Below are 25,791 nucleotides of genomic sequence, written 5' to 3'. Positions count from 1 at the left end.
GCGTCCCTTCTGGAAAAGCGCGCAGCTTACGCGATCAATACGCCGCGCGCTTCTTCCACGATCACATGCGGCACGAAGCACGCGCTGTCTTTCGTGATCGGCGTGGCATCCTCGCGCAGCCCCATGCCGCAGGCGCGGTCGCCCACCACCCAGCTACCGATCAACGGATAGCGCCCGTCGAACGCGCCCAGCGGCTGGCAGACCTGGCGGATGCACGGCCCGCCGTAGGGGCCGCCGGTGGCGAGTTCGCGGCCGTCCGGGAGCCGCATCGCGATGTTCGCGCCCTCGCGCGAGTGCAGCGGCTTGCGCACCCAGCCGCGCGGCAGTTCGCCGCCGTCGTCGAATGTCGCCGGCAGCAGGTTGGGATGGCCGGCATGCGCTTCCCACAGCAGCGGCAGGATGCCCTTGTTGCTGAGGATGGCCTTCCACGCCGGCTCGATCAGCTGCAGGCCGGAACGTGGCAGGTGGCGGCCGAAGGATTCGCGGAACAAGTCCTCCAGCGGGTACAGCTTGAACAGGCAGCCGATCACCTGGTCGTCGAGGTCGGTGTAGCGGCCGTCGGCGGTGATGCCGATGTCCTCGATCGCCAGCTGCTCGCAATCGATGCCGGCCTGCAGCGCGCAGTCGCGCAGGTAGGCGACGGTGCCCTGGTCTTCCGTGGAACCGCGCACGGCGGCGAGCCGGAACGGTCGCGCGATGGAGCGCGCGATCGTGCCGAACGCCTCCACCAGCGATTCCTGGATCGAGTTGAACTGGTCGGCGCCGGCCGGCAATGCGCCTGCCGCAAGCTGGTCCTCGAGCCATTGCCACTGGAAGAACGCCGCCTCGAACAGTGAGGTGGGCGTGTCGTAGTTGAGCTCGTAGAGCTTCGCGGGGCCGGTGCCGTCGTAGGCGAAATCCATGCGGCCGTAGAGGTGTGGCGCGCGCTCGCGCCAGCTTGCCGCGATCCAGTCGCGGAAGCCCTCCGGGATGGCCAGTCTTTCCATGTCGCGTTCGCTGCCCACCACGCGCTCGACCATGTCCAGCGCCATCGCGTGCAATTCCTCGGTGGGCGCCTCGATGTCGCGCTCGATCTCGCGCAGGCTGAACGCGTAATACGCCGTCTCGTCCCAGTACGGCGCATCGTCGATGGTGTGGAAGCCGAAACCGCAGGCGGCGGCCTTTGCACGCCAGTCGGCGCGCTCGGTACAGGCGACGCGGCGCATCAGCCGCCGGCGCCGCGGCTGCCGGCGGATTCGCCGAAGCCGCCGCGGCTCACCGTCACCGCGCGATCCGGCGTGGAGCTGATCGGCACCATCGCGGCGCCGGTGCCGCCGCGGTACACGCCGCCGGCGCCACCACCCGCGGCCGGGCGCTGCCAGCCGCCATTGCTGTCGCGGAACGCCGGCGCGCTGTTGAAGCCGCTGGCGGCCGTGCCGTTGCGCAGCATCTGCGACAGGAAGAAGCCGGTCATCATCGGGCCGAAGAACGAGTGACCACCACCGTCGTTGCGCTCCGTGCACTTGTCCGCACCGTAGTTCGCCTCGCATTCCGCGCGGTTGGCGAAGCGCGGCGCTTCGGTGGTCGCCTCCTGCTGGGCCTTGGCGAACGCCTGTTTGCAGGTGGCGCTGTCGTTGGTCGCCGCCACGCAGGCCTCGACCGAGGTGTACAGGCCTTGGCGCGAGGCCTCCGAATCGGAGTTGCACGCGGTCAGCAGCAGCGGGGCGCTGCCCATCAGCAGCAGGGCGGCGGTGCGGGATCGTTTCATGGTCGTGCTTCGCAGGATATTCCGCCGAGTTTGGCAGTTCGCGCGGGACTCAGGAAGCCCTCGTCCGGCAGGCTCAGGCCAGCGCGTCGGCCAGCTCGTGCAGGTCGGCGATGTGCTCGTCCCACCAGCGCGCCTCGGCCGCGAACGGGAATGCGGCGGGGAAGGCGGGATCGTGCCAGCGCTGGGCGATCCAGCCCGCGTAATGCAGCTGGCGCATCGCGCGCAGCGCGGGCACCAGCGCGAGTTCGGCGTGATCGAAGTCGCGCAGCTGGGTGTAGCCGTCCAGCAGGGCGCGCATGGCCGCGTCGTCGCTGGCGAGCATCCACAAGTCCTGCACCGCCGGGCCCATGCGCGCGTCGTCGAGGTCGACGAAGTGCGGGCCGGCATCGGTCCACAGGATGTTGCCCGGATGGCAGTCGCCATGCAGACGCAGGCTGCGCAGTGGGCCCACGGCATCGAGGCGTGCGGCCACCGCGGCATCGAGCCGCTGCGCGGCGTTGCGATAGGCCGCGTGCAGGTGTGCGGGCAGCAGACTGGAGGCCAGCACGGCCTGCATCGGCTGCGCGATCAGCGTGGCGCGATCCAGCGTGCCGCGCTGCGCGAACGGCCGGCGCGCGCCCACCGCATGCAGGCGCGCGAGCAGGCGGCCCAGCCATTCCAGTTGTTCGCGCGACTCCAGCGAGGGCGCGCGGCCGCCGCGGCGTGGCGTCAGTGCGTAGCGGTAGCCGCCGTGCTGCAGCAGGCTGCGGCCATCGAACACGAGCGGCGCCACCATCGGCACCTCGTCGTCGGCCAGCTCACGCGCAAAGGCGTGTTCCTCCAGGATCGCCGCATCGCTCCAGCGCCAGGGGCGGTAGAACTTCGCGATCACCGGCGCGTTGTCTTCGATGCCCACCTGCCACACACGGTTCTCGTAGCTGTTCAGCGCGAGCAGCCGGCCGTCCGGCCACAGGCCGCAGGCGGCCACGGCGTCGAGCACGAGGTCGGGGGTGAGGTTCGAGTAGGGCGCCGCTTCAGTCATATGAAGCTCCATGATCGAAGGTGCTCAATGCAGCCTGCGCGCTCGATCAGGCGAACCCGCTCACCGCGTTCGCCTCCTCTCCCCTTGGGGGAGAGGATTGAGGTGAGGGGTCGGGGCTCGCGGAAACGCGCATCGAAAGCTGCTTCGAAATTGCCGTGCGGCAAGATTGGCCCCTCACCCCGACCCTCTTCCTCGCTCCTCAAAGAAGGGCCATCCATGACCCTTCCCCGCGTCCCAGAGGGAGAGGGAGAAAAACGTGATGGCATCACTTGGTCACCACCTCCACCGGCACCACCGCCATGGTGATGCGCGACACGCACACCAGCCGCTGCCGCTCGTCCTCGATGCGGATCTCCCACACCTGGGTGCTGCGGCCGATGTGCAGCGCCTTGGCGGTGCCGGTGACGGTGCCTTCGCGCACGCCGCGTACGTGGTTCGCGTTGATCTCCAGCCCCACGACGCCGAACTTCGCCGGGTCGAGCGTAAGCATCGCCGCGCTGCTGCCCAGCGTCTCGGCCAGCGCCACCGAGGCGCCGCCGTGCAGCAGGCCGTAGGGCTGGCGGGTGCGCGCGTCCACCGGCATGGTGCCGCGCAGCCAGTCCTCGCCGATCCCGGTGTAGCGGATGCCCAGCGTCTCCAGCATCGTGTTCGCGGCCCAGCCGTTGATGCGGGCGAGGTCGGTGTCCTGCTGCCAGATGCCCATGGTCGTCGTTGCCTGCGGGAAAACCCGCATTGTCGAACCAGGGCCATCGCGGCGACAATGTGCGGGTGTTCACCGTCACCCTGCAAAGCACCGGCCGTCGCTTCGACGTGGCCGCGGGCGAAACCGTGCTGGAAGCCGCGCAGCGCGCCGGCATCGCCCTGCCGTACTCGTGCCGGGCCGGCGTCTGCGGCAGTTGCAAGGCCACCCTGCTGGCCGGCCGCTGCGAGTACCCGCGCAACCCGCCGCTGGCGCTGGACGCCGACGAGCGCGCGCGCCACGCCGTGCTGCTGTGCCAGGCGGTGCCGGCCAGCGACCTGCTGCTGGCGGCGCGCGAGGTGGCTTCGGTGGAGGACATCGCGCGCCGCCGCCTCGACGTGCGCGTGGTCGAGAAGCGCTTGCTGGCGCCCGACGTGACCGGCCTGCACCTGCTGCCCGCCGACGGCGAGCCGCGCCTGCGGTGGCTGCCGGGGCAATACCTCGACGTGCTGCTGGACGGGGGACGCCGGCGCCCGTTCTCGATCGCCAACGGGCCGCAGCCGGATGGCGCGATCGAGCTGCACGTGCGCCACGTCGCCGGAGGCGGCTTCACCTCGCGGGTGGCCGACGGGCTTGCGGTGGGCGACACGCTGCATATCGAAGGACCGCTGGGTACCTTCGTGGCGCGCGAGGATTCCGAGCGGCCGATGGTCTTCATGGCCGGCGGCACCGGCATCGCGCCGGTGAAGGCGATCGTCGAGCATTTCCTCGCGCTGGGCACGCGCCGCGCGATGGACGTGTACTGGGGCGTGCGCCATGCGGCCGACCTGTACCTGCGGCCGCAGATCGAACAGTGGCAGCGGCAGGCGCGACAGCTGCGCTTCCACGCCGTGCTGTCCGACGTGGCGCCGGATGCCGCCGCGCCGCTACGCACGGGGCTGGTGCACGAGGCGGTGCTGGCCGATTACCCCGATCTTTCCGGCCACGACGTCTACATGAGCGGCCCGCCCGCGATGATCGACATCGCGCGCCATCGCTTCGTGGCCACGGGCCTGCCGGAGGAGCGGCTGTACTACGACTCGTTCGACTACGCGCCGGACGTGCTGGCGCAGATCATCGCCAAGCGCGCGGGTTTCCACCTGTAGGGGCGGCTGCAGCCGCGACAGGATGCCGTGGATCGCGGCTGAAGCCGCTCCTGCAGCCGCTCCTACAGTCGCTTCTGCGCCGTGCCTATTTGTTGCCTTTCGCCACCGGCAGCTGCGCCGCCTGCCAGGACAGCACGCCGCCGCCCAGGGTGTAGACCTTCTGGAAGCCGGCCTTGACCAGCCGCTGCGAGGCCTTCACCGAATTGCCGCGGCCGTCCTTGTCTATCACCACCACCGGCAGTTCCTTGGCCTTGGCCAGGTCCTTGTGCTCGGGGTCGAACTGGCTCATCAGCACGTGGCGCGCGCCGGGCACGTGCATCTTCTCGAAGTCGGCGATCGCCGAGAGGTCGATCAGCAGCGGGCTGTCGCGGTTGATCAGCTGGGTGAGGCCGGCCGGCGTCAGCTCGCGGCTCTTGCCGAACAGCAGGCCGACCTGCACCACGATCAGCGCGATCAGCAGGATCGCGAACAGCGCGGCCAGCGCCGCATGGTTGCCGATGAACTGGGGCAGCTTGTGCAGGAAATCTTGCATGTCGGGTCCACGGGGCGCGACGGTCGCGCCGGTACGGTCAAACCGGCGATTATACGGACATCCGTTGCCGCCATGAGCTTCGGCCGCCGTCAGTCCTGCCGGATGTCCGGCAGGCCGCTTTCCAGCCACCAGTGCTTCAGCTTCTCGTCGTAGCGCCAGACCTGGCGCGTGGTGATGCTGCGCTCGGCCTGGGTGTGGATGTTGATGAGGCGGATCTGCACGGTCTGCTGCACCTCGTTGTCGCCCAGCGGCACCGGGCCGGCGCCGTCGTCGTAGTCGCTCACCGTCACCTGCCGGTAGCGCGCCAGATCGAGATCGGTGGGTGGGCGTGCCTTGAGCACCGCGGGGTCGACGAACTGCAGCGCGCTCTGCAGGCCGTTCCAGCGGACCGCGTTGCCGTAGGCGGTGAGCGTGGAGGTCAGGGCGTCGTTGCGCGTGCTGGCGGCGCAGCCGGCGAGCAGCAGGACGGTGCTGGCGATGAGCGGAAGCAGGATGCGGCGCATGCGGTGTTATCCCCCGGGGAGCCGCGCCATTCTGCGGCGGCGGACGCGCCGCTTCAATCGGAGGGGGTTCAATCGCGGCGCTTGGCCACGAAACGGGCGGTCAGTGTGGCGGCGGGCTGGCCGTCCGTGCCGGGTACGCGGCAGGCCACCTCGATGCGCGCCTTGCCGCGCGCACGCAAGGTGTCGAAGAACGTGGACCAGTCCGCGCCTTCCGCCAGCCGTGCCTCGGCACCGAAGTCCGCCCACACCGGCTGCAGGTAGCGCACCGTGGATTCGCCCACGTACACGTCGCAGTCGTGGCCGCGAGCGCGCAATGCCAGTTCCACCAGGCCCCAGCCGCACAGCGTCATCAGGCTCACCAGGCTGCCGCCGAACGCGCAACCCTTGTCGTTGACGTTCGGCGCCAGCGGCGCGCCCAGCACCAGCAGGTCGTCGTCGTGCGCCTGCAGTTCCAGTTCCATCGCCTGCGCCAGCGGGATCTTGTCGCGGATGAAGCGGATGAGGTCGTGTGCGGCGTCGGTGCCTGGGTTCACGGGCGATGGGTTCACGGACTGTCCATGGGCGGGCGATGGCAGCCGCTACACTGCGGGCTGGCCGAATCATGCAGATGTGGGGCGCGCGTGGTTTCCTCAAGTGCAAGCAAGTCGCCGGCGTTGCATGGTCGCGTGGTGGTGATCACCCGCCCGGCCGGCACCTCCGCCGCGCTGGCAGGGCGCGTGCGCGTGTACGGTGGCGTGCCGCTGCTGTTGCCGGGGCTGTCGCTGCGTGGCGCGACGGATGGCACGGGCCTGCGTGCGGCGATGCGCGCCGCGCTGGGCGATGACGTGCTGGTGTTCACCAGTCCCGCCGCGGTGCGCTTCGCCGCCGCCCTGGCGCCGCTGCGCACGAAGGCCGTGGTGCTGGCGGTGGGGCAGGGCACGGCGCAGGCGTTGCGCCGGCATGGCGTGTCCGCGCAGGCGCCGTCGCGGCAGGACAGCGAAGGCCTGCTCGACCTGCCGGCCGCGCAGGCCTTGCGCGGCCGGCGCGTGGCCCTGGTCGGCGCGCCCGGCGGTCGCGGCGTGCTGCGCGGGCAGCTGGCCGCACGCGGCGCGCGTCTGCGCGAACTGCAGGTGTACCGGCGCGTGCCGCCGCGACTGGATAGCCGGCATGTCGATGCCGTGCTGGCGCTGCCGCGCTCGGCGCGCGTGCTGCTTTCCAGCGCCGAGGCGCTGCAGAACCTAGTTGACCTGTTGCCGATGCCGGCACTGGCGCGCCTGCGCGCGGCGGTGGCCGTGGCCAGCAGCGCGCGACTGGCGCAGGCGGCACGCACGGCGGGTTTCGCGCGCATCGTGCAGGCCGAGTCCGCGCTCGCCGCCGATCTGCTCAGGGCCGCGGCGTTGCGCTGATCGTTTCACGGCCTTGCAACGAACGCCCCGGGCCTGCCTGTTAGCATGCCGGGCATGAGCGAACACGAGCCCGCACCGTCCGCCACGCCTGCGTCCACGCCGCGTGCCACGAAACCCGCCTCGCGCGACGCCGCCCCCCGCGGCGGCAGCGTCGCGCTGGCCCTGCTGCTGGCCTTGCTGGCTTTGCTCGCAGCCGGTTACGTGGGCTGGCGCCAGTGGCAGCAGCGGCAAGGCCAGGCCGCCGATGCGCAGACCTTGAACGCCTTGCAGCAGCGTGTGAGCACGCTGGAATCCACCCTGGCCAGCGTCGGCGGCGACCGTACGAACCTCGCCCAGCGCCTGGATGCCGCCGACCAGCTCGACCGCTCGTTGCAGGCTGCGCAGCAGTCGCAGGGCGATCGCCTGCGCCAACTGGAAGACGCGGTGGGCAAGCTCTCCGAGAACACGCTTTCCGCGCGCGATGCCACCCTGCTCGACGAGACCGAGTCGCTGCTGCGCATGGCCAGGGAACGCTACGAGCTGTTCCACGACGCGCAGGGCGCGGCGGCGGCGTATGCGCTGGCCGCGCAGGCGCTGGCCGCGGTGAACGACAGTGCGTTCGCGGGTTTGCGGCAGAATATCGAGGCGGAACGTCGCGCCTTGCTCGCCAGCCAGCCGACCGGCCAGGCCGAAGCGCTGGCCAGGCTCACGGCGTTGCGCGGCATGCTGCCCACGTTGCCCCTGAAGCCGCTGGACGCGCCGGCGAGCGCGTCGTCGACCAGCGCGTGGTCGCGCATCGGCCGCGCGTTGGCCGGCGTGGTCAGCGTGCAACGCGACAACGGCGCACCACTGGCGGTGGCCGATGCGCGCTTCGCCCGTGAGCTGCTGGCGCTGGATCTTGCGCAGGCGCAGGCCGCGCTGCTCGCGCACGATCCCAAGGCCTTCGCCGCGGCGCTGCAGCGCGCCGACGCCGGGCTCGCCAGCCAGTTCGACGGCAGCGCCGAGACCGTGCAGCAGGCACGCAACACGCTGCAGCAACTGATCGATGCCGCGCCGAACAACGCGCCGGTGCAGCTCGGCGCCGCGCTCACCGAATTGCGCAACCTGCGCGCGGTGCATGCGCTGTCGAACAACCCCGCGCCTGCCGCCAGCGCGGCAGTGCCCGCGCACGGTGCGGGAGCCGCGCGATGAGCCTGTGGCGCTGGATCCTGCTGCTGGTGATCGTCGCCGCGCTGGCCGCGTTCGGCTGGCACTGGGTGGCGGTCGATCCCGGCTACGTGCTGGTGCGCCTGCGCGGTTGGCGCGTGGAGACCACGGTGGTCGCCGCGGTGCTCATCCTGTTCGCGGCCTGGGCGGTACTGATCTTGGCGTGGCGCTTGCTGCGCTGGCCGTTCGGCGCGCTGTCGCGGCGGCATCGCCGGCTCAGCCGCAAGCGGCTGGCTGAGGGCCTGATCGCGCTGATGGAAGGCCGCCACGGCGACGCCGAGCGCGACCTCAACCGCGCCTCGCGGCTGGATGCCCTGCGCGGCGTCGCCCTGCTGGCTTCCGCCGAAGCCGCCTCGCGCCGCGGCGAGCACGGCCGCGCGCTGGAAATCCTCGCCGAAGCTTCGCAGGCCGCGCCGCAGGCGGCCCGCGTGCTGCGCGCCCGCGTACTGCGCCGCGACGGCAAGGCCACCGAGGCGCTGGCCCTGCTGGTGCCCGATGCCGACAAGGCCGCGCTGCCGCCCGGCGGCTGGCGCGAACTGGCGCTCTCCGCGCTGGCCGCGGGCGACACCCGCCGCGCGCTCGCCGCGCTGGAACCGCTGCAGAAAAGTGGCGCGCTGGGCACGCGCGGCTATACCGCACTGGAAGCGAGGGTGCTGGTCGCCGCCATCGACGCCGCACCCGACGGCGCCGCGCTCAACACGCTGTGGTCGCAACTGCCCAAGACCCAGCGCCGCGCTCCCGCCGCGATCGACGCCTACGCCCGCCGCGCCGCCGGCTTCGGCCTGGTGCTGCCGGCGATGGACGAACTCGAATCCGCGCTGCGCCGCGAATGGTCGCCGGAACTGGTGGAAGCCTACGGCGTGCTCGCCGGCGGCGACCTCGACGCCCGCCTGCGCCGCGCCGAAGGCTGGTTGGCCGGCCATCCCAACGATGCCGCCCTGCTGCTCGCCACCGGCCGCATCTGCGTGCGCGCCAAGCTGTGGGGCAAGGCCCGCCAGTACCTCGAACGCTCGCTGGCGCTCGAACCAGGCGTGGGTGCGTGGGAAGCGCTGGGCGATGCCTGGCAAGGCCAGGGCGACGCCACGCAAGCGCAACGCTGCTACCGCAACGCGCTGGCCATGATCCGCGGCGAAATCGTGCGCCAGTCCGCCAGCCAGACCAGCGGCGTGATCGACACCAGCGCCATCGCGGTCGAGGAGCGCGACGAGCACGGGGTGCCGCGGTTGCGCGGGTAGGTTGCCCGGCGAGGAGCGCGTGCCCGGCAAGCGCTGATCGCAACGATGGGTGCAGGGTCGGACCCGCAGCTTCCCATCGATCCGCAGCATGCAACTTCCGGAGCCGGGTGTTTCCTTGCACTCCCGGGCGTTTGGGTGCATAGAGGCCTTCGGGCCTCCCTTGACGTACCTTCCGTGTCCCGCCGGCCACGGCCCGGGCTGGCATCACCCGTCTGGAGCGACCATGGCTACCGCGATCCTGGAGAAGCTTGCTGCTGCCCCCCGTTACCCCACCCTGCGCGTCACCGAGAGTGCCGATGCCGCCGTGCACTGGTGTCACATGCACGCCGATCTGGCCAGCTCGCCCGGCCGTGCCTGCTTCAAGCCGGCACTGGTTGCCGACATCCTGCAGTACCAGAACGTCCTGGGCGACCGCCTGCGCCGGGAGCGCATGTTCGGCGAAGCCGGGCTGCGGCACGTGGTGCTCGCCTCCGACTGCGATGCGTTCAACCTCGGTGGCGACCTGGAATACTTCTGCGACGCGATCCGCCACCAGAACCGTCCTGCCCTGCTGACCTACGCCCGACAGTGCGTGCGCGGCGTGCATGCGTTCCATGCCGGGCTCGATGCCGACGTGCACAGCATCGCGCTGGTGCAGGGCGATGCGCTGGGCGGCGGCTTCGAGGTCGCGCTGAGCTGCCACACCATCGTGGCGGAGGAAGGCGTCGGCATGGGGCTGCCGGAGGTGCTGTTCGACCTGTTCCCCGGGATGGGCGCCTATTCCTTCCTGTGCAAGCGCATCCCGCCGCACCGGGCCGAGCAGCTGATGCTGAGCGGCGACATCCTGTCCAGCGAAGAGCTCTACAAGATGGGCTTGGTGGATGTCCTGGCCCCGCGCGGGCAGGGCGTGCAGGCGGTCGAGGAAGTCATCCGCGGCAACCGCCGCATCCCGCACGCACGCATGGCCATGCATCGGGTCCGGACGCTGGCGCAACCGGTGACCCTGGAAGAGATGATGGCGATCACCGAGGTCTGGGTGGATACCGCATTGCAGCTCGGCGAAAAGTCGCTGCGGACCATGGAGCGGCTGGTGCGCGCGCAGTACCGCCGGCACGGCGAACCAACCGCCGCGCAGGCCTGATCATGACGGCTTCGGGTTGTCCTCGCGCGCGGGTAGCCAGCTCCCGCGCGCTTGCAGCGCCTGTTCGCCGTCGTGCAGGCGCTGGGTCAGGCTTTCGCAATGGCGCCGCCAGTCGCGGTCCAGTTCGAAGGCGGTCATCCGCATCAGGGCGCCGCTCAAGCCGGCGCACTGCACCAGGCCGAGATTGCCGGCGATCCCCTTCATGGCATGGGCATGGTCGCGGAACTGTTCCCAGTCGCCCGCCGCTCCGGTCTGGCGCATCTTGGCCAGCGCCACCCGCGCGTCGGCGACGCACTGGCCGATGAAGTCGGCTTCGAAGACCTTGCCCATGCCTAGCGATGCGAGTTCGTCCAGCACCGACGGGTCCAGCACTTCCGCGGAGGAGGTATGCGCGACCGGTTGCGGGTTGTCCTGCTCCTCGCCGTCGCCGCCGCTCAGGATCGCCGCAATGGCGTCGAGCAGTCTGCCGGCGGCAAAGGGTTTGGTGATGAACGCGCGCGCGCCGGCGTTGCGGCAGGCCTGGGCCGATTCAGGAGTGGCATCGGCGCTGATGATCACCACCGGGGTACGGGCACGCGAGCCCGCTTCCATCACGCGCAGCTGACGCAGCAGGTCAATGCCGCTCAGCGACGGCATGTGCAGGTCCAGCAGCGCCAGCTCGAAGCCGCCACCCACCAGCGCATCGAGCGCGACTTCGCCGTCCTCCACCGTCATCACCCGGTGCCCGGCCTTCTGCAGCACACCCTGCAGGAGCAGGCGGTTGGCGGCATGGTCGTCGGCGACCAGCACACGCGCCGACTTGACCCGCGCGCGATGGCGCGAGAACGGATCGGCGAATGCGATGACGTTGTGCGCGGCCGACGGCGCGGGCGACAGGCGCGCGTCCACGGCCGGCGCTGTGCCGCTACCGGTTGTGTGCGCGGATTCGTCGGCGAGATCGAACGGCAGCTCGACCCAGAAGCTGCTGCCGACGTTCTCGTGGCTTTCGAACCCGATCGATCCGCCCATGGCCTCGGTCAGGCCCTTGGCGATCGTGGTGCCCAGGCCGCTGCCCTGGTGCTTGCGGACCAGGCTGTTGTCGACCTGCTCGAAGGCCTCGAACAGCCGCGCGCGCGCCGATACGGGAATGCCGATGCCGGTATCCGACACCGTGAAGCGCAGGCGCACCTGCCCCGCGCCGGCCACGGCCGATTTCGCCACCGTCATGTGGACCTCGCCCGACGCGGTGAACTTGATCGCGTTGCTGAGCAGGTTCACCAGCACCTGCTGCAGGTGGTGGGCGTCGCCGCGCAGTTGCGTGGGGACTTCCCGCATCACCGTCACCGCGTAGTCCAGCCGCTTCGAACGCGCCTCGGGGCGCAGCATCAGGTTGATCTGCTCCAGCAGGGCGTGCAGGTTGAAGCTTTCCTGCTTCAGCCGCAGCTTGCCGGCCTCGATCGCCGAGATGTCCAGCACATCCTCCACCAGCGCCAGCAGCGAGCGGCTGGCGGCCTGGATGGTTTCCAGGTAGCCGCGCTGCTCCGCGTCCAGCCGGGTGCTCGCCAGCAGCTCCGACATGCCCGACAGCCCGTTCAGCGGCGTGCGGAACTCGTGGCTCATGTTGGCGAGGAAGCGGCTCTTGGCCAGGTTGGCGCGCCGGGCTTCCTCGATCGCGGCGGTCAGCGCCTTGAGCAGGGCGGCGAAGTACAGCGGCACCGCGACCAGGCCCAGCAGCAGTCCCCAGGACAGGTAGCGGTTCTGCAGCCAATAGGGGGTGAACGTCATCATCTCCCCGAACGACAGCGTGGCCAGCGTCGTGGAGGCGTACAGGTAGCGCGGCCCGTAACGCATGCCGTTGCCGATCGTGACCCACAGGTAGGCCGCGTACAGCGGGGAGGCCGATTCGCCCTGCAGGTACATGACGCCGCCGATCGCCGCGTAATCGGCCAGCATCCCCAGCCAGCGCCGCAACTCCGACGGCTGCGGCGCCACGAGGATCGCGACCAGCAGGCCGATCGACAGACCCAGTTCGCCGAGCAGGATCAGCCAGGTCGAGAACAGCGCCGGGGTGTCGTTGCCCCAGCCGACCTTCCAGCCGAGATAGATGGAGAACAGCAAGGTGATCGCGATGCGCACGAATACCTGCGCATGCTCGCTGTCCGCGCGCCCGCGCAACCGCTGGCGCACCCAGGCCAGGGCCGGGCGCAGGCCGTCAACGCCAGTCACGATGGAGCGGAACATGGGAGTAGCGTTCGCAGATGCCGTGCAGGCGCGGCAGGTTGTCCATCAGGGCGCGCACGCAGGCCGGATCCAGCAGCACACCGCTTTGCGTGCCGATGTATTCGAGCGCGCGCTCGATGCTCCAGGCCTCCTTGTACGGGCGCGGCGACAGCAAGGCGTCCAGCACGTCGGCCACGGTGGTCACCCGCGCCTCGATCGGGATCGCCTCGCCGGCCAGTCCGTCCGGGTAGCCTTTGCCGTCCCAATGCTCGTGGTGGCGCAGCGCGATCTGCGCGCCCGCCTGGATGAAGCGGCTCTGGCTGTCCTGCAGCAGTTGGTAGCCGATGCGCGGGTGCTGCTGCATGCGCGCCCGCTCCTCCGCGTCCAGCGGGCCGGGTTTCAGCAGGATCGCGTCGGGGATGGCGATCTTGCCGATGTCGTGCAGCGGCGCAGCCAGTTCGATCATGCGGACCTGATCTTCCGGCAGCCCCAGCCCCTCCGCGATCAGTCCGGCGATGCGCGCCATGCGCTCGAGGAAGGCGCTGGTGCCGGCGTCGCGGAGTTCGATGGCCCGCGCGAGCCGCGACAGCGTTTCGCGCTCGCGTTCCTCGACTTCGTGCATGCTGGCGAGCAGCCGCTGCTCCAGCGACAGTGAGCGTTGCTTGATCGACTCCGACTGCTGGCGCAACTGCAGCAGGTTGCGGCAACGCGCGCGCAGCTCGCGCGGATGGATCGGCTTGACCAGGAAATCGATCACCCCGGCATCCAGCGCCGCCTGCCGCACCGGCTCGTCGCCCACCACCGTGACCAGCACGATGGGCACGTCCCGATTCCGCAGCGGCTTGCGGAAGGCCTTGGCCATCTCCAGCCCGTCCATGCCCGGCATGCGGTAGTCCAGCAGCAGCAGGTCGGGCCGGTTGTCCTCGCACCAGTCCAGCGCCGCTTGTGGCGCGCCGAAATCGTGCACGACGAGCTGTGGCCCGATGTCCTGCACGATGTGTCGCAGCATCGTGCGGGCCGAAGCCTGGTCGTCGACGATCACGACATCCATGCAATCCTCCTTTCAGCCAGAACGCAGGAAGGCGCGACTGTCGGCATCCTCCCCGCAATCCGGCGCCTTGGCAAGGGCCAGCCGGCGGGTTTGGCCACCCAAACAAGCGCGGTCGGAAACAGCGGGAGCGGGGTTTGCTTTCCGATATCGGCAGCCTCGTTGCCGGCTGGAATCGACATGATCTACAAGGGCGTGAGATTGGCGTACGCCGCCACCAGCCACTTGCTGCCCGCGCCCGCGAAATTCACCTGCAGCCGGGTGTGCGTGCCGCTGCCTTCGGCACTGACCACCACGCCTTCGCCGAAGCTGGGGTGGCTGACGCGCTGGCCCAGCTTGACCGGCAGGTCTTCCTGCAGCGAACTGGTGTCAGTGTAGCGGCCGGCGCCGGCGTAGAGCGGGCGGCTCACCTGCACGCGCGGGCGCACCTCGTCGATCAGTTCGGCAGGCATCTCGGCGAGGAAGCGCGAGGGCCGCGCCAGCATCTCGGTGCCGTGCATCCGGCGCGATTCGGCGTAGCTGATGACCAGGCGATCGCGGGCGCGGGTGATGCCCACGTAGGCGAGCCGGCGCTCCTCTTCCAGCCGGCCTTCGTCCTCGGTGGAGCGCTGGCTGGGGAACAGGCCTTCCTCCAGCCCCACCAGGAACACCAGCGGAAACTCCAGGCCCTTGGCGGAGTGCAGGGTCATCAGCTGCACGCAGTCGTCCCAGGCCTCGCCCTGGCCTTCACCCGCTTCCAGCGCTGCGTGCGAGAGGAAGGCGGACAGCTCGTCGAGGCCGGCGTCGATGTCTTCCTGGGTGCGCTCGAAGCGGCTGGCCACGTTGACCAGTTCGTCGAGGTTCTCGATGCGCGCCTCGCCGTTGCCGCGCGAATCCTTCTCGTAGTGGTCGCGCAAGCCGGTATGGGTGAGCACGTGGTCGATCTGTTCGGCCAGAGGCAGCGCGTTGCCCCCCTCTCCCTCCGGGAGAGGGGCTGGGGGTGAGGGTTCGGGTGAAGCGGGGGTGTTCGACGACTCCGGACCCTCTCCCCGACCCCTCTCCCGGGTGGAGAGGGGCTTGAAGGTGCGGGCCATCCCGTCGATCAGGGCGAGGAAACCCTTCACCGCATTCTTCGCGCGGCCCGCCAGCTCGCTGCCGGCAAGTTCGGCCAGCGCGGCTTCCCACATCGACGTGCGCTCGCTGCGGGCGCGGCGGCGCAGCACGTCCAGCGTGCGGTCGCCGATGCCGCGTGGCGGGGTGTTCACCGCACGCTCGAACGAGGCGTCGTCGTGACGGTTGGCGGTGAGCCGCAGGTAGGCCAGCGCGTCCTTGATCTCGGCGCGCTCGAAGAAGCGCTGGCCGCCGTAGACGCGGTAGGGGATGTTGCGCTGGGTGAGCTGTTCCTCGAAGTTGCGCGACTGCGCGTTGGAGCGGTAGAGGATCGCGCAGTCCTTCGCGCTGCCGTGTTCGGCGATGTATTCGCGGATGCGCTCGACCACGAAGCGCGCCTCGTCCTGCTCGTTGTAGGCGGCGTACAGCGCGATGCGCTCGCCCTCGTCGCCGGCGGTCCACAGTTCCTTGCCGAGGCGGCCGCCGTTGCGCGCGATCACGTGGTTCGCGGCCTTGAGGATGGTGGCGGTGGAGCGGTAGTTCTGTTCCAGCTTGATCGTGCGCGCGCCGGGGAAATCCTTGAGGAACTGCTGCATGTTCTCCACCCGCGCGCCGCGCCAGCCGTAGATCGACTGGTCGTCGTCGCCCACCGCGAAGACCTTGCTAGTGCTGCCGGCGAGCACGCGGATCCACGCGTATTGCAGCGTGTTGGTGTCCTGGAACTCGTCGATCAGCAGGTGCCGCCAGCGGTTCTGGTAATGCTCCAGCACGGCCGGGTTCTTCAGCCACAGCTCGTGCGCGCGCAGCAGCAACTCGGCGAAATCGACCAGGCCGGCGCGGCGGCAGGCGTCCTCGTAGGCCTGGTAGATGCGCACCAGAGTGTGCGTGACGGGATGGTCGCGGTGCTCGATCGCGTCGGGGCGCTTGCCCTCGTCCTTCCAGCCATTGATCGTCCAGGTGGCCTGGCGCGGCGGGAAACGGGCTTCGTCCAGCCCCAGTCCCGCGACCACGCGCTTCACCAGCCGCTGCTGGTCGTCGGCATCGAGAATCTGGAAGCCTTCCGGCAGGCCGGCCTCGCGCCAGTGCCGGCGCAGCAGGCGGTGGGCGATGCCGTGGAAGGTACCCACGGTGAGCCCCTGCGTGCCGCCGGGAATCAGCGACTCCAGCCGCGCGCGCATCTCGCCCGCGGCCTTGTTGGTGAAGGTGACGGCGAGGATCGCCCACGGCGGCACGCGTTCCACTTGGGTGAGCCAGCCGATGCGGCGCGTGAGCACGCTGGTCTTGCCGGAGCCGGCGCCGGCGAGGACGAGGTAGTGGCCGGGCGGGGCGCAGACGGCTTCGCGTTGCGCGTCGTTGAGCGAGTCGATCAGGTGCGAGACATCCATCGCACCCATTGTAGCGGCTGCGGCGCTCAGCCCTTCTTGAAGAAGCCGCCGATGGCTAGCAGTGCGCCCACCACGATGCCGGCGATACCCAGCCACTGCGGGAAGGCCTTGTCGTGGGTGGCGGTGAGCTTGGCCGAACCGAATTGCACCAGGGTGTCGGTGGTCTGGTAGCTGCCGTGGCCGAACACCACCCACAGGCCGGCGACGAGCAGGGCCAGGCCGACAAGGATCAGGACGATGCGCATGGGTTCTTCCGTTGCAGGGGCCTGCCCGGAGTATACCGGCGATGGCTGGTGCCCCTTTTGAAGAGTGCGGCCATGGATGGCCGCCCGTCTGACTTTCGCGATCATGGACGAGCGCACAAGTCGAGCAGTGCAGCCATGGATGGCTGCCCGTTTGATCTTCGCGTTCATGGACGAGCGCACAGGACAATCAGTGCGGCCATGGAATGGCCGCTTTTTGATCTTGTTCTGCGCTCACGGACGAGCGCACAAGTCCAGCAGTGCGGCCATGGATGGCTGCCCGTTTGATCTCCGCATTCAAGGGCGAATGCACAGGCAAACCCAAAAAAAAGGCCCCGAAGGCCAGGGGGTGCCTTCGGGGCCGGGGAGGCGGAAACCCAGGGGAGAGGTTCCGCGTCCGGGTGGCTGTCCAGGGAGGTGTCCAGCCATGGATGCCGTTGCGTGCATCCGATGATTGAGAACGCGCGAATCCGGAAAAGTTCTACAGCCGGTGCAAAAAAGTCAGGTTCGATTCATTTCACGGAAACCCAACAACTGGCGCGGACTCAATGCGCCTCGTCCCAATTCGCGCCCACGCCAACGTCGACGATCAGCGGCACCGCCAGTGTGGCGGCGCCCTGCATGCGCTCGCGCACGCCTTCGCGCACCGCGTCCACCGCGTCGGCACGCACCTCGAACACCAGTTCGTCGTGCACCTGCATCAGCATGTGGGCGTCGTCGTCGCGCTCCTTCAGCCACGCGGCCACGGCGATCATCGCGCGCTTGATGATGTCGGCGGCGCTGCCCTGCATCGGTGCGTTCACTGCGGCGCGCTCGGCGCCAGCGCGATGGGCCTGGTTGCGGGACTGCAGGTTCTCCAGGTACAGGCGGCGGCCGAAGATCGTTTCCACGTAGCCGTCGCGATGTGCCTGGGCGCGGGTGGCTTCCATGAAGGCGTGCACGCCGGGATAGCGGGCAAAGTAGCGGGCCATGTAGTCGCCGGCCTCGCCGCGGTCGATGCCGAGCTGGCGGGCCAGGCCGAACGCGCTCATGCCGTACATCAGGCCGAAGTTGATCGCCTTGGCGGCGCGACGCTGGTTGCTGGTGACTTCCTCGGGCTTGAGGCCGAACACCTCGGCGGCGGTGGCGCGGTGCACGTCGCCGCCTTCGTGGAAGGCCTTCAGCAGGCCTTCGTCGCCGGACAGGTGGGCCATGATGCGCAACTCGATCTGCGAGTAGTCCGCCGCCAGCACCTTCCAGCCCGGCGGTGCGATGAAGGCCTGGCGGATGCGCCGGCCTTCCTCGGTGCGCACCGGGATGTTCTGCAGGTTCGGGTCGGTGGAGGAGATGCGCCCGGTGGCCACCGCGCCCTGGTGGTAGCTGGTGTGCACGCGGCCGGTGCGCGGGTTCACCGTGCCGGCCAGCTTGTCGGTATACGTGGAGCGCAGCTTGGCGAGGCCGCGGTAGTCGAGGATCAGCCGCGGCAGCGCGTGATCGTCGGCGATCGCCTCCAGCGCTTCCTCGTTGGTGGAGGGCTGGCCGGTCGGCGTCTTCAGCTTGGCCCGCAGGCCAAGCTCGTCGAACAGGATCGCCTGCAATTGTTTCGGCGAGTCGAGGTTGAACTCGCGCCCGGCCTCCTTGTACGCCTGCTGCTGCAGTTCCAGCATGCGTTTGCCGAGCTGCTGGCTCTGCTTGCGCAGCTCGTCGACGTCGATCAGCACGCCGCGCTGCTCCATGCCGGCCAGCACGGGAATCAGCGGGATCTCGATCTCCTCGTATACCTTGCGCAAGGACGGCACGCTTTCGAGCATCGGCCACAGCGCGTGGTGCAGGCGCAGGGTGATGTCGGCGTCCTCGGCGGCGTAGCGGCAGGCGGTGTCCAGATCCACCTGCGAGAACGAAATCTGCTTCGCGCCCTTGCCGGCCACCTCTTCGTACTTCACGGTGTCGTAGCCGAGATAGCGCTTCGCCAGCGAATCCATGTCATGGCGCGTGGCGGTGGCGTTCCACACGTAGGATTCCAGCATGCTGTCGTGGCGCACGCCTGCTACCGCGATGCCGTAGTGCGACAGGATGTTGATGTCGTACTTCGCGTGCTGGCCCAGCTTGGGGCGGTTCGCGTCCTCGAACACGGGCTTCAGCGCGGCGAGCACTGCGTCGCACGGCAGTTGCGCCGGTGCGCCGGGATAGTCGTGCGCCAGCGGGATGTAGCAGGCCTTGCCCGGTTCGACGGACAGCGACAGGCCCACGATGTCGGCCAGCATCGGATCGATGCTGGTGGTCTCGGTGTCGAAGGCGATCAGCGGCGCATCGCGCAGCTTGTCCAGCCAGGCGTCGAGTTGCGGCTGCGTGGTGACGAGTTCGTATTCGCCGGGTACGGCGAGGTTCGCAAGCAGGGGAGCGGTGCCGGGAACCGGGCCCCTCTCCCCTCGGGAGAGGGGAGTGTGGCGTCGAGATCCTTCAGCGCCGCCTTGAATTCGTAGCGTGTATACAGCTCGCGCAACGTCGCCGCATCGGCCTCGCGCAGCGCGAGATCGGCGGGGCCCTGCTCCAGCGCCACGTCGGTCTTGATCGTCACCAGTGCGCGCGACAGCGGCAGTTGCGGCAGCGCCTCGCGCAGGCTCTCGCCGATCTTGCCGCCGATCTTGTCCGCGTTCGCGATCACGCCGTCCAGCGAGTCGTATTCGGCCAGCCATTTCGCGGCGGTCTTCGGGCCGCACTTGGGCACGCCGGGCACGTTGTCCACGGTGTCGCCCACCAGGGTGAGGTAGTCGACGATGCGTTCGGGCGGCACGCCGAATTTCTCGATCACGCCATTGCGGTCCATCGTGGTGCTGGTCATGGTGTTGACCAGGGTGACGCCGGGGCCGACCAGCTGGGCCATGTCCTTGTCGCCGGTGGAGATCTCCACCTCGATGCCGGCGCGTTGCGCCTGCACGGCGAGCGTGCCGATCACGTCGTCGGCCTCCACGCCGCCCACGCGCAGGATCGGGAAGCCCAGCGCGCCCACGATCGCCAGCATCGGCTCGATCTGCGCGCGCAGATCGTCCGGCATCGGCGGGCGGTTCGCCTTGTAGTGCTCGTACATCGCATCGCGGAAAGTGGGGCCGGAAGCGTCGCTGACGAAGGCCAGGTAGTCGGGCTTCGCCTTCAGCGTGGCGCGCAACATGTTGACCACGCCGAACAGTGCGCCGGTGGGTTCGCCTTGCGCGTTGCTCAGCGGCGGCAGCGCGTGGAAGGCTCGGTACAGGTAGGAGGAACCGTCGATCAGGATGAGCTTGGGCATGGGCCCATTCTGGCACGCGACGCACGATGTCGCGGTTCACGGGGCGGCTGCGTGCGCGCTGCTATGCTTCGGCTCCCCATCGAGGTCGCCGCCATGAAATACGTCGCCAGCCTGCTCGCCCTCACCGCGTTCGTCGCGCTGCCGGTCTGTGCGCAGTCCACCGGCCAGCAGGCGCCGAAGTTCGCGCCGGCGCCGCCGCCGCCGGGCATGAACGATCCGGGCGTGCAGGCGGTGGCGCCGCCCGCCAAGCCGGCCGCGGCCAGCAGCAGCACGCCGGCCACGGTCACCGCCACGCCCCTGCCGGGCAAGCCGATCCCGCTGCCGGTGACGCCGGGCGACAAGGGCGCGCCGCAGACGGCCAGGGGCGATTCGCCGGCGGATGATGTCACCGTGCACACCGAGGGCGATGCGGTCTACCAGGAGTACCGCCGCAACGGTCGCGTCTACATGGTGGTGGTCACGCAGAAGAACGGGCTGTCCTACACCTACATGGTGGACAGCAATGGCGTGATGCGCGCCACCGAGGGCGCGCCGCCGGTGCGTCCGGTGATGTACAAGGTTCTGGAGTGGGGCGGCAGCAAGCCGGCCACATCCGACAACGGCAACGACAACGGCCGCTGAGCTTCGGCTGTTGCGGCGACGGGTGGCGATGACAGCGCAGGCGCGCAGCTCGCGGGATTGATTTGCCACGGCCGCACCGTTGCAATACGCGTTTCCCGCTGCCGGTGCCACGCATGCTCCGCCGTTTCCTGCCCGATCGTTTCACCTGCGCGCTGCTGCTGACCGTGCTGCTGTCCAGCGTGCTGCCCTGCCGCGGCGCGTGGGCCACGGCGTTCGGCTGGCTCACCGACGGCGCGATCATGCTGCTGTTCTTCTTGCACGGTGCCAAGCTGTCGCGGCAGGCGGTGCTGGCGGGCGTCACGCACTGGCGGCTGCACCTCGTCGTGCTGACCAGCACCTTCGTGCTGTTCCCGCTGATGGGCTGGGTGTTGCGGCCTCTGCTGGCGCCGCCGGTGACGCCGGACCTGTACCTCGGCGTGCTGTTCCTGTGCACGCTGCCGTCCACCGTGCAGTCGTCGATCGCGTTCACCTCGATCGCGCGCGGCAACGTCTCCGCCGCGGTGTGCGCGGCCTCGGCGTCCAGCCTGCTCGGCATCTTCATCACGCCGCTGTGGGTGGGCGCGATGCTGGAGTCGCGCGGGGGCGGCGGCATGTCCTGGCATGCGCTGGGCGAGATCGTCACCTTGCTGCTGCTGCCGTTCGTGGCAGGGCAGGTGGCGCAGCGCTGGATCGGCGTCTGGGTGCAGCGCCATCGCCCGCTGGTGGGCGTGGTCGACCAGGGTTCGATCCTGCTGGTGGTCTACACCGCGTTCAGCGCCTCGGTGCTGGAAGGCCTGTGGAAGCAGGTGCCGCTGCCGGTGCTGGGCGGCCTGGTGCTGATCTGCGTGGTGTTGCTGGCGCTGGCGCTGCTGGCCACCTGCCATGGCGCGCGTGCGCTGGGTTTCGGCAAGGAGGACGAGATCACCATCGTGTTCTGCGGCTCCAAGAAGAGCCTCGCCAGCGGCGTGCCGATGGCGAAGGTGCTGTTCGCCGGCCATCCGCTGGGCATGATCGTGCTGCCGCTGATGCTGTTCCACCAGATCCAGCTGATGGTGTGCGCGGTGCTGGCGCGGCGGTATGCGCGGCGGGGCGAGGCGATCTCGCCCGATGAAGGGGATACGGCGCCGGCGGATTGAGCGGGTATCCGTCGCTACCATGATCGCACTGTAGGAGCGCACCCTGTGCGCGATGCTTTTCCGTTGCGTGACGAAGAGCATTCGCGCACAGGGTGCGCTCCTACGCGATCAATGCCGGCGTGCTTGATTGACTTCCGCCACTTTCAGTGTCGGAGTGCCAGATTCATTTCAGGCACTGCCAGTGCCTGAGTATTTGATTTACTTCCGCCACTTTTAGTGGCGGAAGTGCCGCATCCCCGTGAACACCATCGCCATGCCGTGTTCGTCGGCGGCGGCGATCACCTCGGCGTCGCGCATCGAGCCACCGGGCTGGATCACCGCGCTGATGCCGGCCGCGGCGGCCGCGTCGATGCCGTCGCGGAACGGGAAGAACGCATCGCTGGCCATCACCGAGCCGCGCACTTCCAGCTTCTCGTCGGCAGCCTTGATGCCGGCGATCTTCGCGCTGTACACGCGGCTCATCTGGCCGGCGCCGATGCCGATGGTCTGGCGATCCTTGGCGTAGACGATGGCGTTGGACTTCACGAACTTCGCCACCTTCCACGCGAAGATCAGGTCGTCGATCTGCGCCGGCGTGGGCGCCAGCCTGGTCACCACCTTGAGATCCGCGGCCTTGACCATGCCGGTGTCGGCGGTCTGGATCAGCAGGCCCGAGCCGACGCGCTTGGACTGGTTGCCCGGATGCGCGGCGACCAGATCCGCACCAGGCGGCACCGGGATCACCAGCACGCGCACGTTGCCCTTCTTCGCGAACGCCTTCAGCGCCTCGGCGGCATAGCCCGGCGCGAGCACCACCTCGACGAACTGGCGCGCCACGATCGCCTGTGCAGTGGCGCCGTCCACCTCGCGATTGAACGCGATGATGCCGCCGAACGCCGAGGTGGGATCGGTCTGGTAAGCAAGATCGTAGGCCTTGGCTATGCCGTCCAGGCTCACCGCCACGCCGCAGGGGTTGGCGTGCTTGACGATCACGCAGGCCGGTTTGACGAAGCTGCGCACGCATTCCCATGCGGCATCGGCGTCGGCGATGTTGTTGAACGAGAGTTCCTTGCCCTGCAGCTGGCGGAACGTGGCCAGCGTGCCCGGCGCGGGATACAGGTCGCGGTAGAACGCGGCGCCCTGGTGCGGGTTCTCGCCGTAGCGCAGGTCCATCAGCTTCACGAAGCGGCCGTTGGCCTGCGCGGGAAAGGCTTCGTGTCCGGCGATGGCTTCGTGCGCCTCGTCGAGCTTGAGGCCGGAGAGGTAGTCGCTGATCGCGCCGTCGTAGTTGGCCACGTTGTTGAACGCGGCGACCGCCAGCTTGAAGCGGGTCGCGCGTGACAAACCGCCGTGTTGCTCGATCTCGGCCAGCGCCTCGTCGTACTGCGCAGGATCGGTGAGCACGCCCACGTCGTTCCAGTTCTTCGCCGCCGAGCGCAGCATCGCCGGGCCGCCGATGTCGATGTTCTCGATCGCCTGTTCCAGCGTGCAGTCGGGCTTGGCGACGGTGGCCTCGAACGGATAGAGGTTCAGCACCAGCAGGTCGATCGGCTGGATGCCGAGCTCGGCCATCACCGCGTCGTCGGTGCCGCGCCGGCCGAGCAGGCCGCCGTGCACCTTGGGGTGCAAGGTCTTGACGCGACCGTCCATGATCTCGGGGAAACCGGTGAGCTCGCTGACATCCTGCACCGCGATGCCGGCCTCGCGCAGCGCCTTCGCGCTGCCGCCGGTGGAGAGCAGCTCCACGCCCCTGGCGGCGAGGCGGCGGCCCAGCTCGATCAGTCCGCTCTTGTCGGAAACGCTGAGCAGGGCGCGGCGGACGGGGACGGCGGCAGGGGCGGACATGGCGGCTTCCAGGCGGGAAAGCTGCCGATTATAGCCGAGTCCGGGGTGTGGCCATCGTTTGGACGGCCAAATGGGACGGGTGGGAAATTACAGCAGGCCGTGCGCGGCCAGCTTCTTGCGCAACGTGGCGCGGTTGATGCCCAGCGCCACGGCGGCGCGGCTCTGGTTGCCGTCGTGGAACGCCAGCACTTCGCGCAGCAGGGGGCCTTCCACTTCGCGGATCACCAGCGCGTGCAGGCCTTCGCCGCAATCCGCGTCGCCGAGGTCGGCGAGATAACGGCGCACGGTGCGGCTGACGCATTCGCCCAGCGCACTCTGCGAGGCGACCGGACGGGTGGCCTCGGCGGCTGGCAATCTCACGGCATTCACTGACATTTCCCTCTGTGTGTCTTGCGCGGCTGCTTGGGCCGCTGCTTCTGATTGTCTTCCGCGACCGCGGCGGCGGTCTTTCCGCGCATGCCGGTGACGATGCGCGGAAGCACGGAGTCTACCCGCGAGTGCCGCGAATTTTAAGTGCTGTGTGCGTTCAAAAAGCGCGATTGGGCACTTGCATTTCCCGGCGCCTGCGGCGCCGGCCGTATCGCGGAGCCTGCGATGCGCTATTCGAAGCCGAACTCGTAGGCGACCGCCTGGTCGCCGGGATCCTGGACTTCCAGCAACAGGGCCGTGGTCGCGCCGGGAGCAAGGCCGCGATCCAGCACGGCGGGGTCGTCGAGGTAGTCGGTGGGCAGCAGGCGGCGCATCGTCAGCCGGTGGCCTTGCGCGTCCTCCAGCGTGACCACGACCACCGGCCAAGGCTGCGCGAACGCGGCCTCGTTGCGCAGGCTGAGGCTGATCATCAGCGCCTGCGCGGCATTGGGGTGGCTCTCGACGTTGCTGGCGAGCAGGCGCAACTGCTGTGGCGCGGCGACCAGCGGCAGGCGGCAGTCGAACGCGTTGCAGGCACCGCGCAACCAGCCGCCGACCAGCGGGTCGCGGATCAGGCCATCGCGGCCGATCCACGCCAGTTGCAGCCCGAGCGCCAGCGCGAGCGTGCCGCAGACCAGCGTCCAGGGCCAGCGTCGCGGTGTCGTGGTGTCGTGGCGCGGACGGCGCTTGCGTTCCGCTCGCGCCGGCTTGCGCTGGCGCGCGCTTTTCGCGAAACGCGGCGTGAACACCAGTTGCGAGAAATCTTCCGCGGCCGGCGTCGCCGGCTCCGCCACGACCACCGCCGGTTCAGGCGCCGGCGGTTGCGGCCGGTACACCACCAGCTCGATGCGTGGCGGTACCAGTGCCTGGTCGTTCACCGGCAGTTCCTGGAACGGTTCCGGCGGCAACTGTTCGCTGAGCGTGGCGAGGCTGTCGAAGCCGGCGCCGCAATGTCCACACATCACGTAGCCATGCGCTTGCACCAGCGCTTGGGCGCCGAGCGAGAACACGGACAGGCATTCGGGGCATTGCGTATACATGCGGGCCGTGGCTGCAGACGAGCCGCAAGCTTAGCAGGGCGATACCGCTCAGCCGCGCCGCCGGCCGTTGATGCGCACCCAGCCGTCGCGCGTGTCCACGCGCAGCGCGTCGAACCACTCGGCGTAGCGCGCCAGCAGTTCGTCCTGCTGGCCGTCGAGGATGCCGGAGATCGCGAACGGCGCGCCGGGTTTCGCGGCGGCGGCGAAGGTGGGTGCGAGCTCGCCGAGCGGGCCGGCGAGGATGTTGGCGACGAACACGTCGGCCGGTTCGCTCGCGTGGTCTTCGGGCAGGAACAGCGCGAGGCGCTCGGCCACGCCGTTGCGCTCGGCGTTGTCCTGCGAGGCGGTCAGCGCCTGCGGATCGTTGTCCACGCCGATGGCGCTGGTGGCGCCGAGCTTGAGCGCGGCGATCGCGAGGATGCCCGAGCCGCAGCCGTAGTCGATGACAGATTGGCCGGCGAGATCGAGTCCGTCCAGCCATTCCAGGCACAACGCCGTGGTGGGGTGCGTGCCGCTGCCGAAGGCGAGGCCGGGATCGAGGCGCACCACGACGCGTTCGTCGTCCGCGGGCGGCTCGATGTTCCACGGATAGATCCACAGCCGCCGGCCGAATGCCATCGGCTGGTACTGGTCCATCCACACGCGCTCCCAGTCCTGGTCCTCGACCGCGTGGAAGTCCAGCTGGTCGGGCTCCAGCCACGGCAGCAGTTCGCCCAGCGCTTCGGCAAGGCCGCGGCGGTCGGTGTGCTCGTCGAACAGCGCGTTCAGCGTGATGGTGGGCCACAGCGGCAGTTCGCCCACACCCGGTTCGAAGATCGCCTGCTCGTCCGGCGTCTCCGCATCGGCGTCGCGCAGCGTGATCGACAGCGCACCGAGATCCTCCAGCGCTTCTTCCACGCGAGGCTGCTGTTCGAGGCGGGCGGTGAGGGAGAGTTCGAGGAAGGGCATCGTGTCGGTTTCACTCCCTCTCCCCCGTCAACAGATTGGTAAACGGGGAGAGGGT

General features: G+C 69.4%; 22 protein-coding genes and 1 pseudogene. 7 read left to right on the top strand and 16 right to left on the bottom strand.

Features of this window, described 5'->3' with window-relative positions; all coding sequences use genetic code 11:
* Window positions 1–26: 26 nt before the first annotated feature.
* The 4 genes from AB7878_RS07240 to AB7878_RS07225 form a co-directional block, all read right to left on the bottom strand.
* On the bottom strand, window positions 27–1,205 hold the full coding sequence (locus AB7878_RS07240; RefSeq protein ID WP_369493716.1) for a glutathionylspermidine synthase family protein: 1,179 nt from the start codon (window positions 1,203–1,205) through the stop codon (window positions 27–29).
* Window positions 1,205–1,747: a DUF1190 domain-containing protein gene (locus AB7878_RS07235; RefSeq protein ID WP_369493715.1), complete on the bottom strand. Its 543-nt coding sequence runs from the start codon at window positions 1,745–1,747 to the stop codon at window positions 1,205–1,207. Before AB7878_RS07235 ends, AB7878_RS07240 begins: the two co-directional genes overlap by 1 nt.
* Window positions 1,748–1,820: 73 nt before the next feature.
* Window positions 1,821–2,768: a serine/threonine protein kinase gene (locus AB7878_RS07230; RefSeq protein WP_369493714.1), complete on the bottom strand. Its 948-nt coding sequence runs from the start codon at window positions 2,766–2,768 to the stop codon at window positions 1,821–1,823.
* A 265-nt stretch (window positions 2,769–3,033) separates the two neighbouring features.
* Window positions 3,034–3,471, bottom strand: coding sequence for a hotdog fold thioesterase (locus AB7878_RS07225; protein WP_369493713.1), 438 nt, complete (start codon window positions 3,469–3,471; stop codon window positions 3,034–3,036).
* A 29-nt stretch (window positions 3,472–3,500) separates the two neighbouring features.
* On the opposite strand from AB7878_RS07225, the gene AB7878_RS07220 reads away from it, so the two are divergent.
* Window positions 3,501–4,592, top strand: a complete 1,092-nt coding sequence (locus tag AB7878_RS07220) for a 2Fe-2S iron-sulfur cluster-binding protein (RefSeq protein WP_439653774.1) — start codon at window positions 3,501–3,503, stop codon at window positions 4,590–4,592.
* Between the two features lie 85 nt (window positions 4,593–4,677).
* Here the strand turns inward: AB7878_RS07220 and AB7878_RS07215 are convergent, their stop codons facing one another.
* The 3 genes from AB7878_RS07215 to AB7878_RS07205 form a co-directional block, all read right to left on the bottom strand.
* Window positions 4,678–5,124, bottom strand: a complete 447-nt coding sequence (locus AB7878_RS07215) for a rhodanese-like domain-containing protein (RefSeq protein ID WP_369493712.1) — start codon at window positions 5,122–5,124, stop codon at window positions 4,678–4,680.
* Between the two features lie 89 nt (window positions 5,125–5,213).
* Window positions 5,214–5,627, bottom strand: a complete 414-nt coding sequence (locus AB7878_RS07210; protein ID WP_369493711.1) for a hypothetical protein — start codon at window positions 5,625–5,627, stop codon at window positions 5,214–5,216.
* 68 nt (window positions 5,628–5,695) lie between these two features.
* Window positions 5,696–6,175 carry a YiiD C-terminal domain-containing protein gene (locus AB7878_RS07205; RefSeq protein WP_369493710.1) on the bottom strand — a complete coding sequence of 160 codons (480 nt, stop codon included), beginning with the start codon at window positions 6,173–6,175 and terminating at the stop codon, window positions 5,696–5,698.
* A 72-nt stretch (window positions 6,176–6,247) separates the two neighbouring features.
* On the opposite strand from AB7878_RS07205, the gene AB7878_RS07200 reads away from it, so the two are divergent.
* The 4 genes from AB7878_RS07200 (at window position 6,248) to AB7878_RS07185 (ending at window position 10,552) form a co-directional block, all read left to right on the top strand.
* On the top strand, window positions 6,248–7,012 hold the full coding sequence (locus tag AB7878_RS07200) for a uroporphyrinogen-III synthase (protein ID WP_369493709.1): 765 nt from the start codon (window positions 6,248–6,250) through the stop codon (window positions 7,010–7,012).
* Window positions 7,013–7,066: 54 nt separating this feature from the next.
* On the top strand, window positions 7,067–8,182 hold the full coding sequence (locus AB7878_RS07195; protein WP_369493708.1) for a uroporphyrinogen-III C-methyltransferase: 1,116 nt from the start codon (window positions 7,067–7,069) through the stop codon (window positions 8,180–8,182).
* Complete coding sequence (locus tag AB7878_RS07190) at window positions 8,179–9,432, top strand: heme biosynthesis HemY N-terminal domain-containing protein (protein WP_369493707.1); 1,254 nt, start codon at window positions 8,179–8,181, stop codon at window positions 9,430–9,432. Before AB7878_RS07195 ends, AB7878_RS07190 begins: the two co-directional genes overlap by 4 nt.
* Window positions 9,433–9,655: 223 nt before the next feature.
* Window positions 9,656–10,552, top strand: coding sequence for a crotonase/enoyl-CoA hydratase family protein (locus AB7878_RS07185; RefSeq protein WP_369493706.1), 897 nt, complete (start codon window positions 9,656–9,658; stop codon window positions 10,550–10,552).
* On the opposite strand, the gene AB7878_RS07180 is transcribed toward AB7878_RS07185, so the two are convergent.
* The 5 genes and pseudogenes from AB7878_RS07180 to polA form a co-directional block, all read right to left on the bottom strand.
* Window positions 10,553–12,739 carry an ATP-binding protein gene (locus tag AB7878_RS07180; RefSeq protein ID WP_369495735.1) on the bottom strand — a complete coding sequence of 729 codons (2,187 nt, stop codon included), beginning with the start codon at window positions 12,737–12,739 and terminating at the stop codon, window positions 10,553–10,555. It lies immediately after the preceding gene.
* Between the two features lie 4 nt (window positions 12,740–12,743).
* Window positions 12,744–13,802 carry an HD domain-containing phosphohydrolase gene (locus AB7878_RS07175; protein WP_369493705.1) on the bottom strand — a complete coding sequence of 353 codons (1,059 nt, stop codon included), beginning with the start codon at window positions 13,800–13,802 and terminating at the stop codon, window positions 12,744–12,746.
* A 182-nt stretch (window positions 13,803–13,984) separates the two neighbouring features.
* A complete protein-coding gene (locus tag AB7878_RS07170; RefSeq protein ID WP_369495734.1) occupies window positions 13,985–16,273 on the bottom strand; it encodes a DNA helicase II in 2,289 nt (762 codons plus the stop codon).
* Between the two features lie 26 nt (window positions 16,274–16,299).
* Window positions 16,300–16,518 carry a hypothetical protein gene (locus tag AB7878_RS07165; RefSeq protein ID WP_369493704.1) on the bottom strand — a complete coding sequence of 73 codons (219 nt, stop codon included), beginning with the start codon at window positions 16,516–16,518 and terminating at the stop codon, window positions 16,300–16,302.
* Window positions 16,519–17,060: 542 nt separating this feature from the next.
* Window positions 17,061–19,780: pseudogene (gene polA, locus AB7878_RS07160) on the bottom strand (DNA polymerase I).
* Between the two features lie 93 nt (window positions 19,781–19,873).
* On the opposite strand from polA, the gene AB7878_RS07155 reads away from it, so the two are divergent.
* Together AB7878_RS07155 and AB7878_RS07150 are read left to right on the top strand one after the other, a co-directional pair.
* Window positions 19,874–20,401 (top strand): DUF2782 domain-containing protein, encoded by a 528-nt coding sequence (locus tag AB7878_RS07155; RefSeq protein ID WP_369493703.1) that lies wholly within the window; start codon window positions 19,874–19,876, stop codon window positions 20,399–20,401.
* A 113-nt stretch (window positions 20,402–20,514) separates the two neighbouring features.
* Window positions 20,515–21,516 carry a bile acid:sodium symporter family protein gene (locus AB7878_RS07150; protein ID WP_369493702.1) on the top strand — a complete coding sequence of 334 codons (1,002 nt, stop codon included), beginning with the start codon at window positions 20,515–20,517 and terminating at the stop codon, window positions 21,514–21,516.
* Between the two features lie 213 nt (window positions 21,517–21,729).
* Here the strand turns inward: AB7878_RS07150 and purH are convergent, their stop codons facing one another.
* The 4 genes from purH to prmA form a co-directional block, all read right to left on the bottom strand.
* A complete protein-coding gene (gene purH, locus AB7878_RS07145; RefSeq protein WP_369493701.1) occupies window positions 21,730–23,340 on the bottom strand; it encodes a bifunctional phosphoribosylaminoimidazolecarboxamide formyltransferase/IMP cyclohydrolase in 1,611 nt (536 codons plus the stop codon).
* Window positions 23,341–23,427: 87 nt separating this feature from the next.
* The gene (locus AB7878_RS07140; RefSeq protein ID WP_369493700.1) at window positions 23,428–23,715 is read right to left on the bottom strand and encodes a helix-turn-helix domain-containing protein; all 288 of its coding nucleotides are present in this window, start codon (window positions 23,713–23,715) and stop codon (window positions 23,428–23,430) included.
* Window positions 23,716–23,939: 224 nt separating this feature from the next.
* Window positions 23,940–24,788 (bottom strand): zinc-ribbon and DUF3426 domain-containing protein, encoded by an 849-nt coding sequence (locus AB7878_RS07135; RefSeq protein WP_369493699.1) that lies wholly within the window; start codon window positions 24,786–24,788, stop codon window positions 23,940–23,942.
* Between the two features lie 48 nt (window positions 24,789–24,836).
* A complete protein-coding gene (gene prmA, locus AB7878_RS07130) occupies window positions 24,837–25,736 on the bottom strand; it encodes a 50S ribosomal protein L11 methyltransferase (protein WP_369493698.1) in 900 nt (299 codons plus the stop codon).
* Between the last annotated feature and the right edge of the window lie 55 nt (window positions 25,737–25,791).

The organism is Rhodanobacter humi (genome assembly GCF_041107455.1).
Lineage (GTDB): Bacteria > Pseudomonadota > Gammaproteobacteria > Xanthomonadales > Rhodanobacteraceae > Rhodanobacter_A.
Note: the sequence above shows the minus strand (reverse complement) of the source record. Positions and strands in the feature narration are given on the sequence as shown.

Bases quoted from the DNA above. Each gene is read 5' to 3' on its own strand.
- AB7878_RS07240 (WP_369493716.1), bottom strand. From the start codon at position 1,205: ATGCGCCGCGTCGCCTGTACCGAGCGCGCCGACTGGCGTGCAAAGGCC.
- AB7878_RS07235 (WP_369493715.1), bottom strand. From the start codon at position 1,747: ATGAAACGATCCCGCACCGCCGCCCTGCTGCTGATGGGCAGCGCCCCG.
- AB7878_RS07230 (WP_369493714.1), bottom strand. From the start codon at position 2,768: ATGACTGAAGCGGCGCCCTACTCGAACCTCACCCCCGACCTCGTGCTC.
- AB7878_RS07225 (WP_369493713.1), bottom strand. From the start codon at position 3,471: ATGGGCATCTGGCAGCAGGACACCGACCTCGCCCGCATCAACGGCTGG.
- AB7878_RS07215 (WP_369493712.1), bottom strand. From the start codon at position 5,124: ATGCAAGATTTCCTGCACAAGCTGCCCCAGTTCATCGGCAACCATGCG.
- AB7878_RS07210 (WP_369493711.1), bottom strand. From the start codon at position 5,627: ATGCGCCGCATCCTGCTTCCGCTCATCGCCAGCACCGTCCTGCTGCTC.
- AB7878_RS07195 (WP_369493708.1), top strand. From the start codon at position 7,067: ATGAGCGAACACGAGCCCGCACCGTCCGCCACGCCTGCGTCCACGCCG.
- AB7878_RS07190 (WP_369493707.1), top strand. From the start codon at position 8,179: ATGAGCCTGTGGCGCTGGATCCTGCTGCTGGTGATCGTCGCCGCGCTG.
- AB7878_RS07185 (WP_369493706.1), top strand. From the start codon at position 9,656: ATGGCTACCGCGATCCTGGAGAAGCTTGCTGCTGCCCCCCGTTACCCC.
- AB7878_RS07175 (WP_369493705.1), bottom strand. From the start codon at position 13,802: ATGGATGTCGTGATCGTCGACGACCAGGCTTCGGCCCGCACGATGCTG.
- AB7878_RS07170 (WP_369495734.1), bottom strand. From the start codon at position 16,273: ATGGATGTCTCGCACCTGATCGACTCGCTCAACGACGCGCAACGCGAA.
- AB7878_RS07165 (WP_369493704.1), bottom strand. From the start codon at position 16,518: ATGCGCATCGTCCTGATCCTTGTCGGCCTGGCCCTGCTCGTCGCCGGC.
- AB7878_RS07155 (WP_369493703.1), top strand. From the start codon at position 19,874: ATGAAATACGTCGCCAGCCTGCTCGCCCTCACCGCGTTCGTCGCGCTG.
- AB7878_RS07150 (WP_369493702.1), top strand. From the start codon at position 20,515: ATGCTCCGCCGTTTCCTGCCCGATCGTTTCACCTGCGCGCTGCTGCTG.
- purH (WP_369493701.1), bottom strand. From the start codon at position 23,340: ATGTCCGCCCCTGCCGCCGTCCCCGTCCGCCGCGCCCTGCTCAGCGTT.
- AB7878_RS07140 (WP_369493700.1), bottom strand. From the start codon at position 23,715: ATGTCAGTGAATGCCGTGAGATTGCCAGCCGCCGAGGCCACCCGTCCG.
- AB7878_RS07135 (WP_369493699.1), bottom strand. From the start codon at position 24,788: ATGTATACGCAATGCCCCGAATGCCTGTCCGTGTTCTCGCTCGGCGCC.
- prmA (WP_369493698.1), bottom strand. From the start codon at position 25,736: ATGCCCTTCCTCGAACTCTCCCTCACCGCCCGCCTCGAACAGCAGCCT.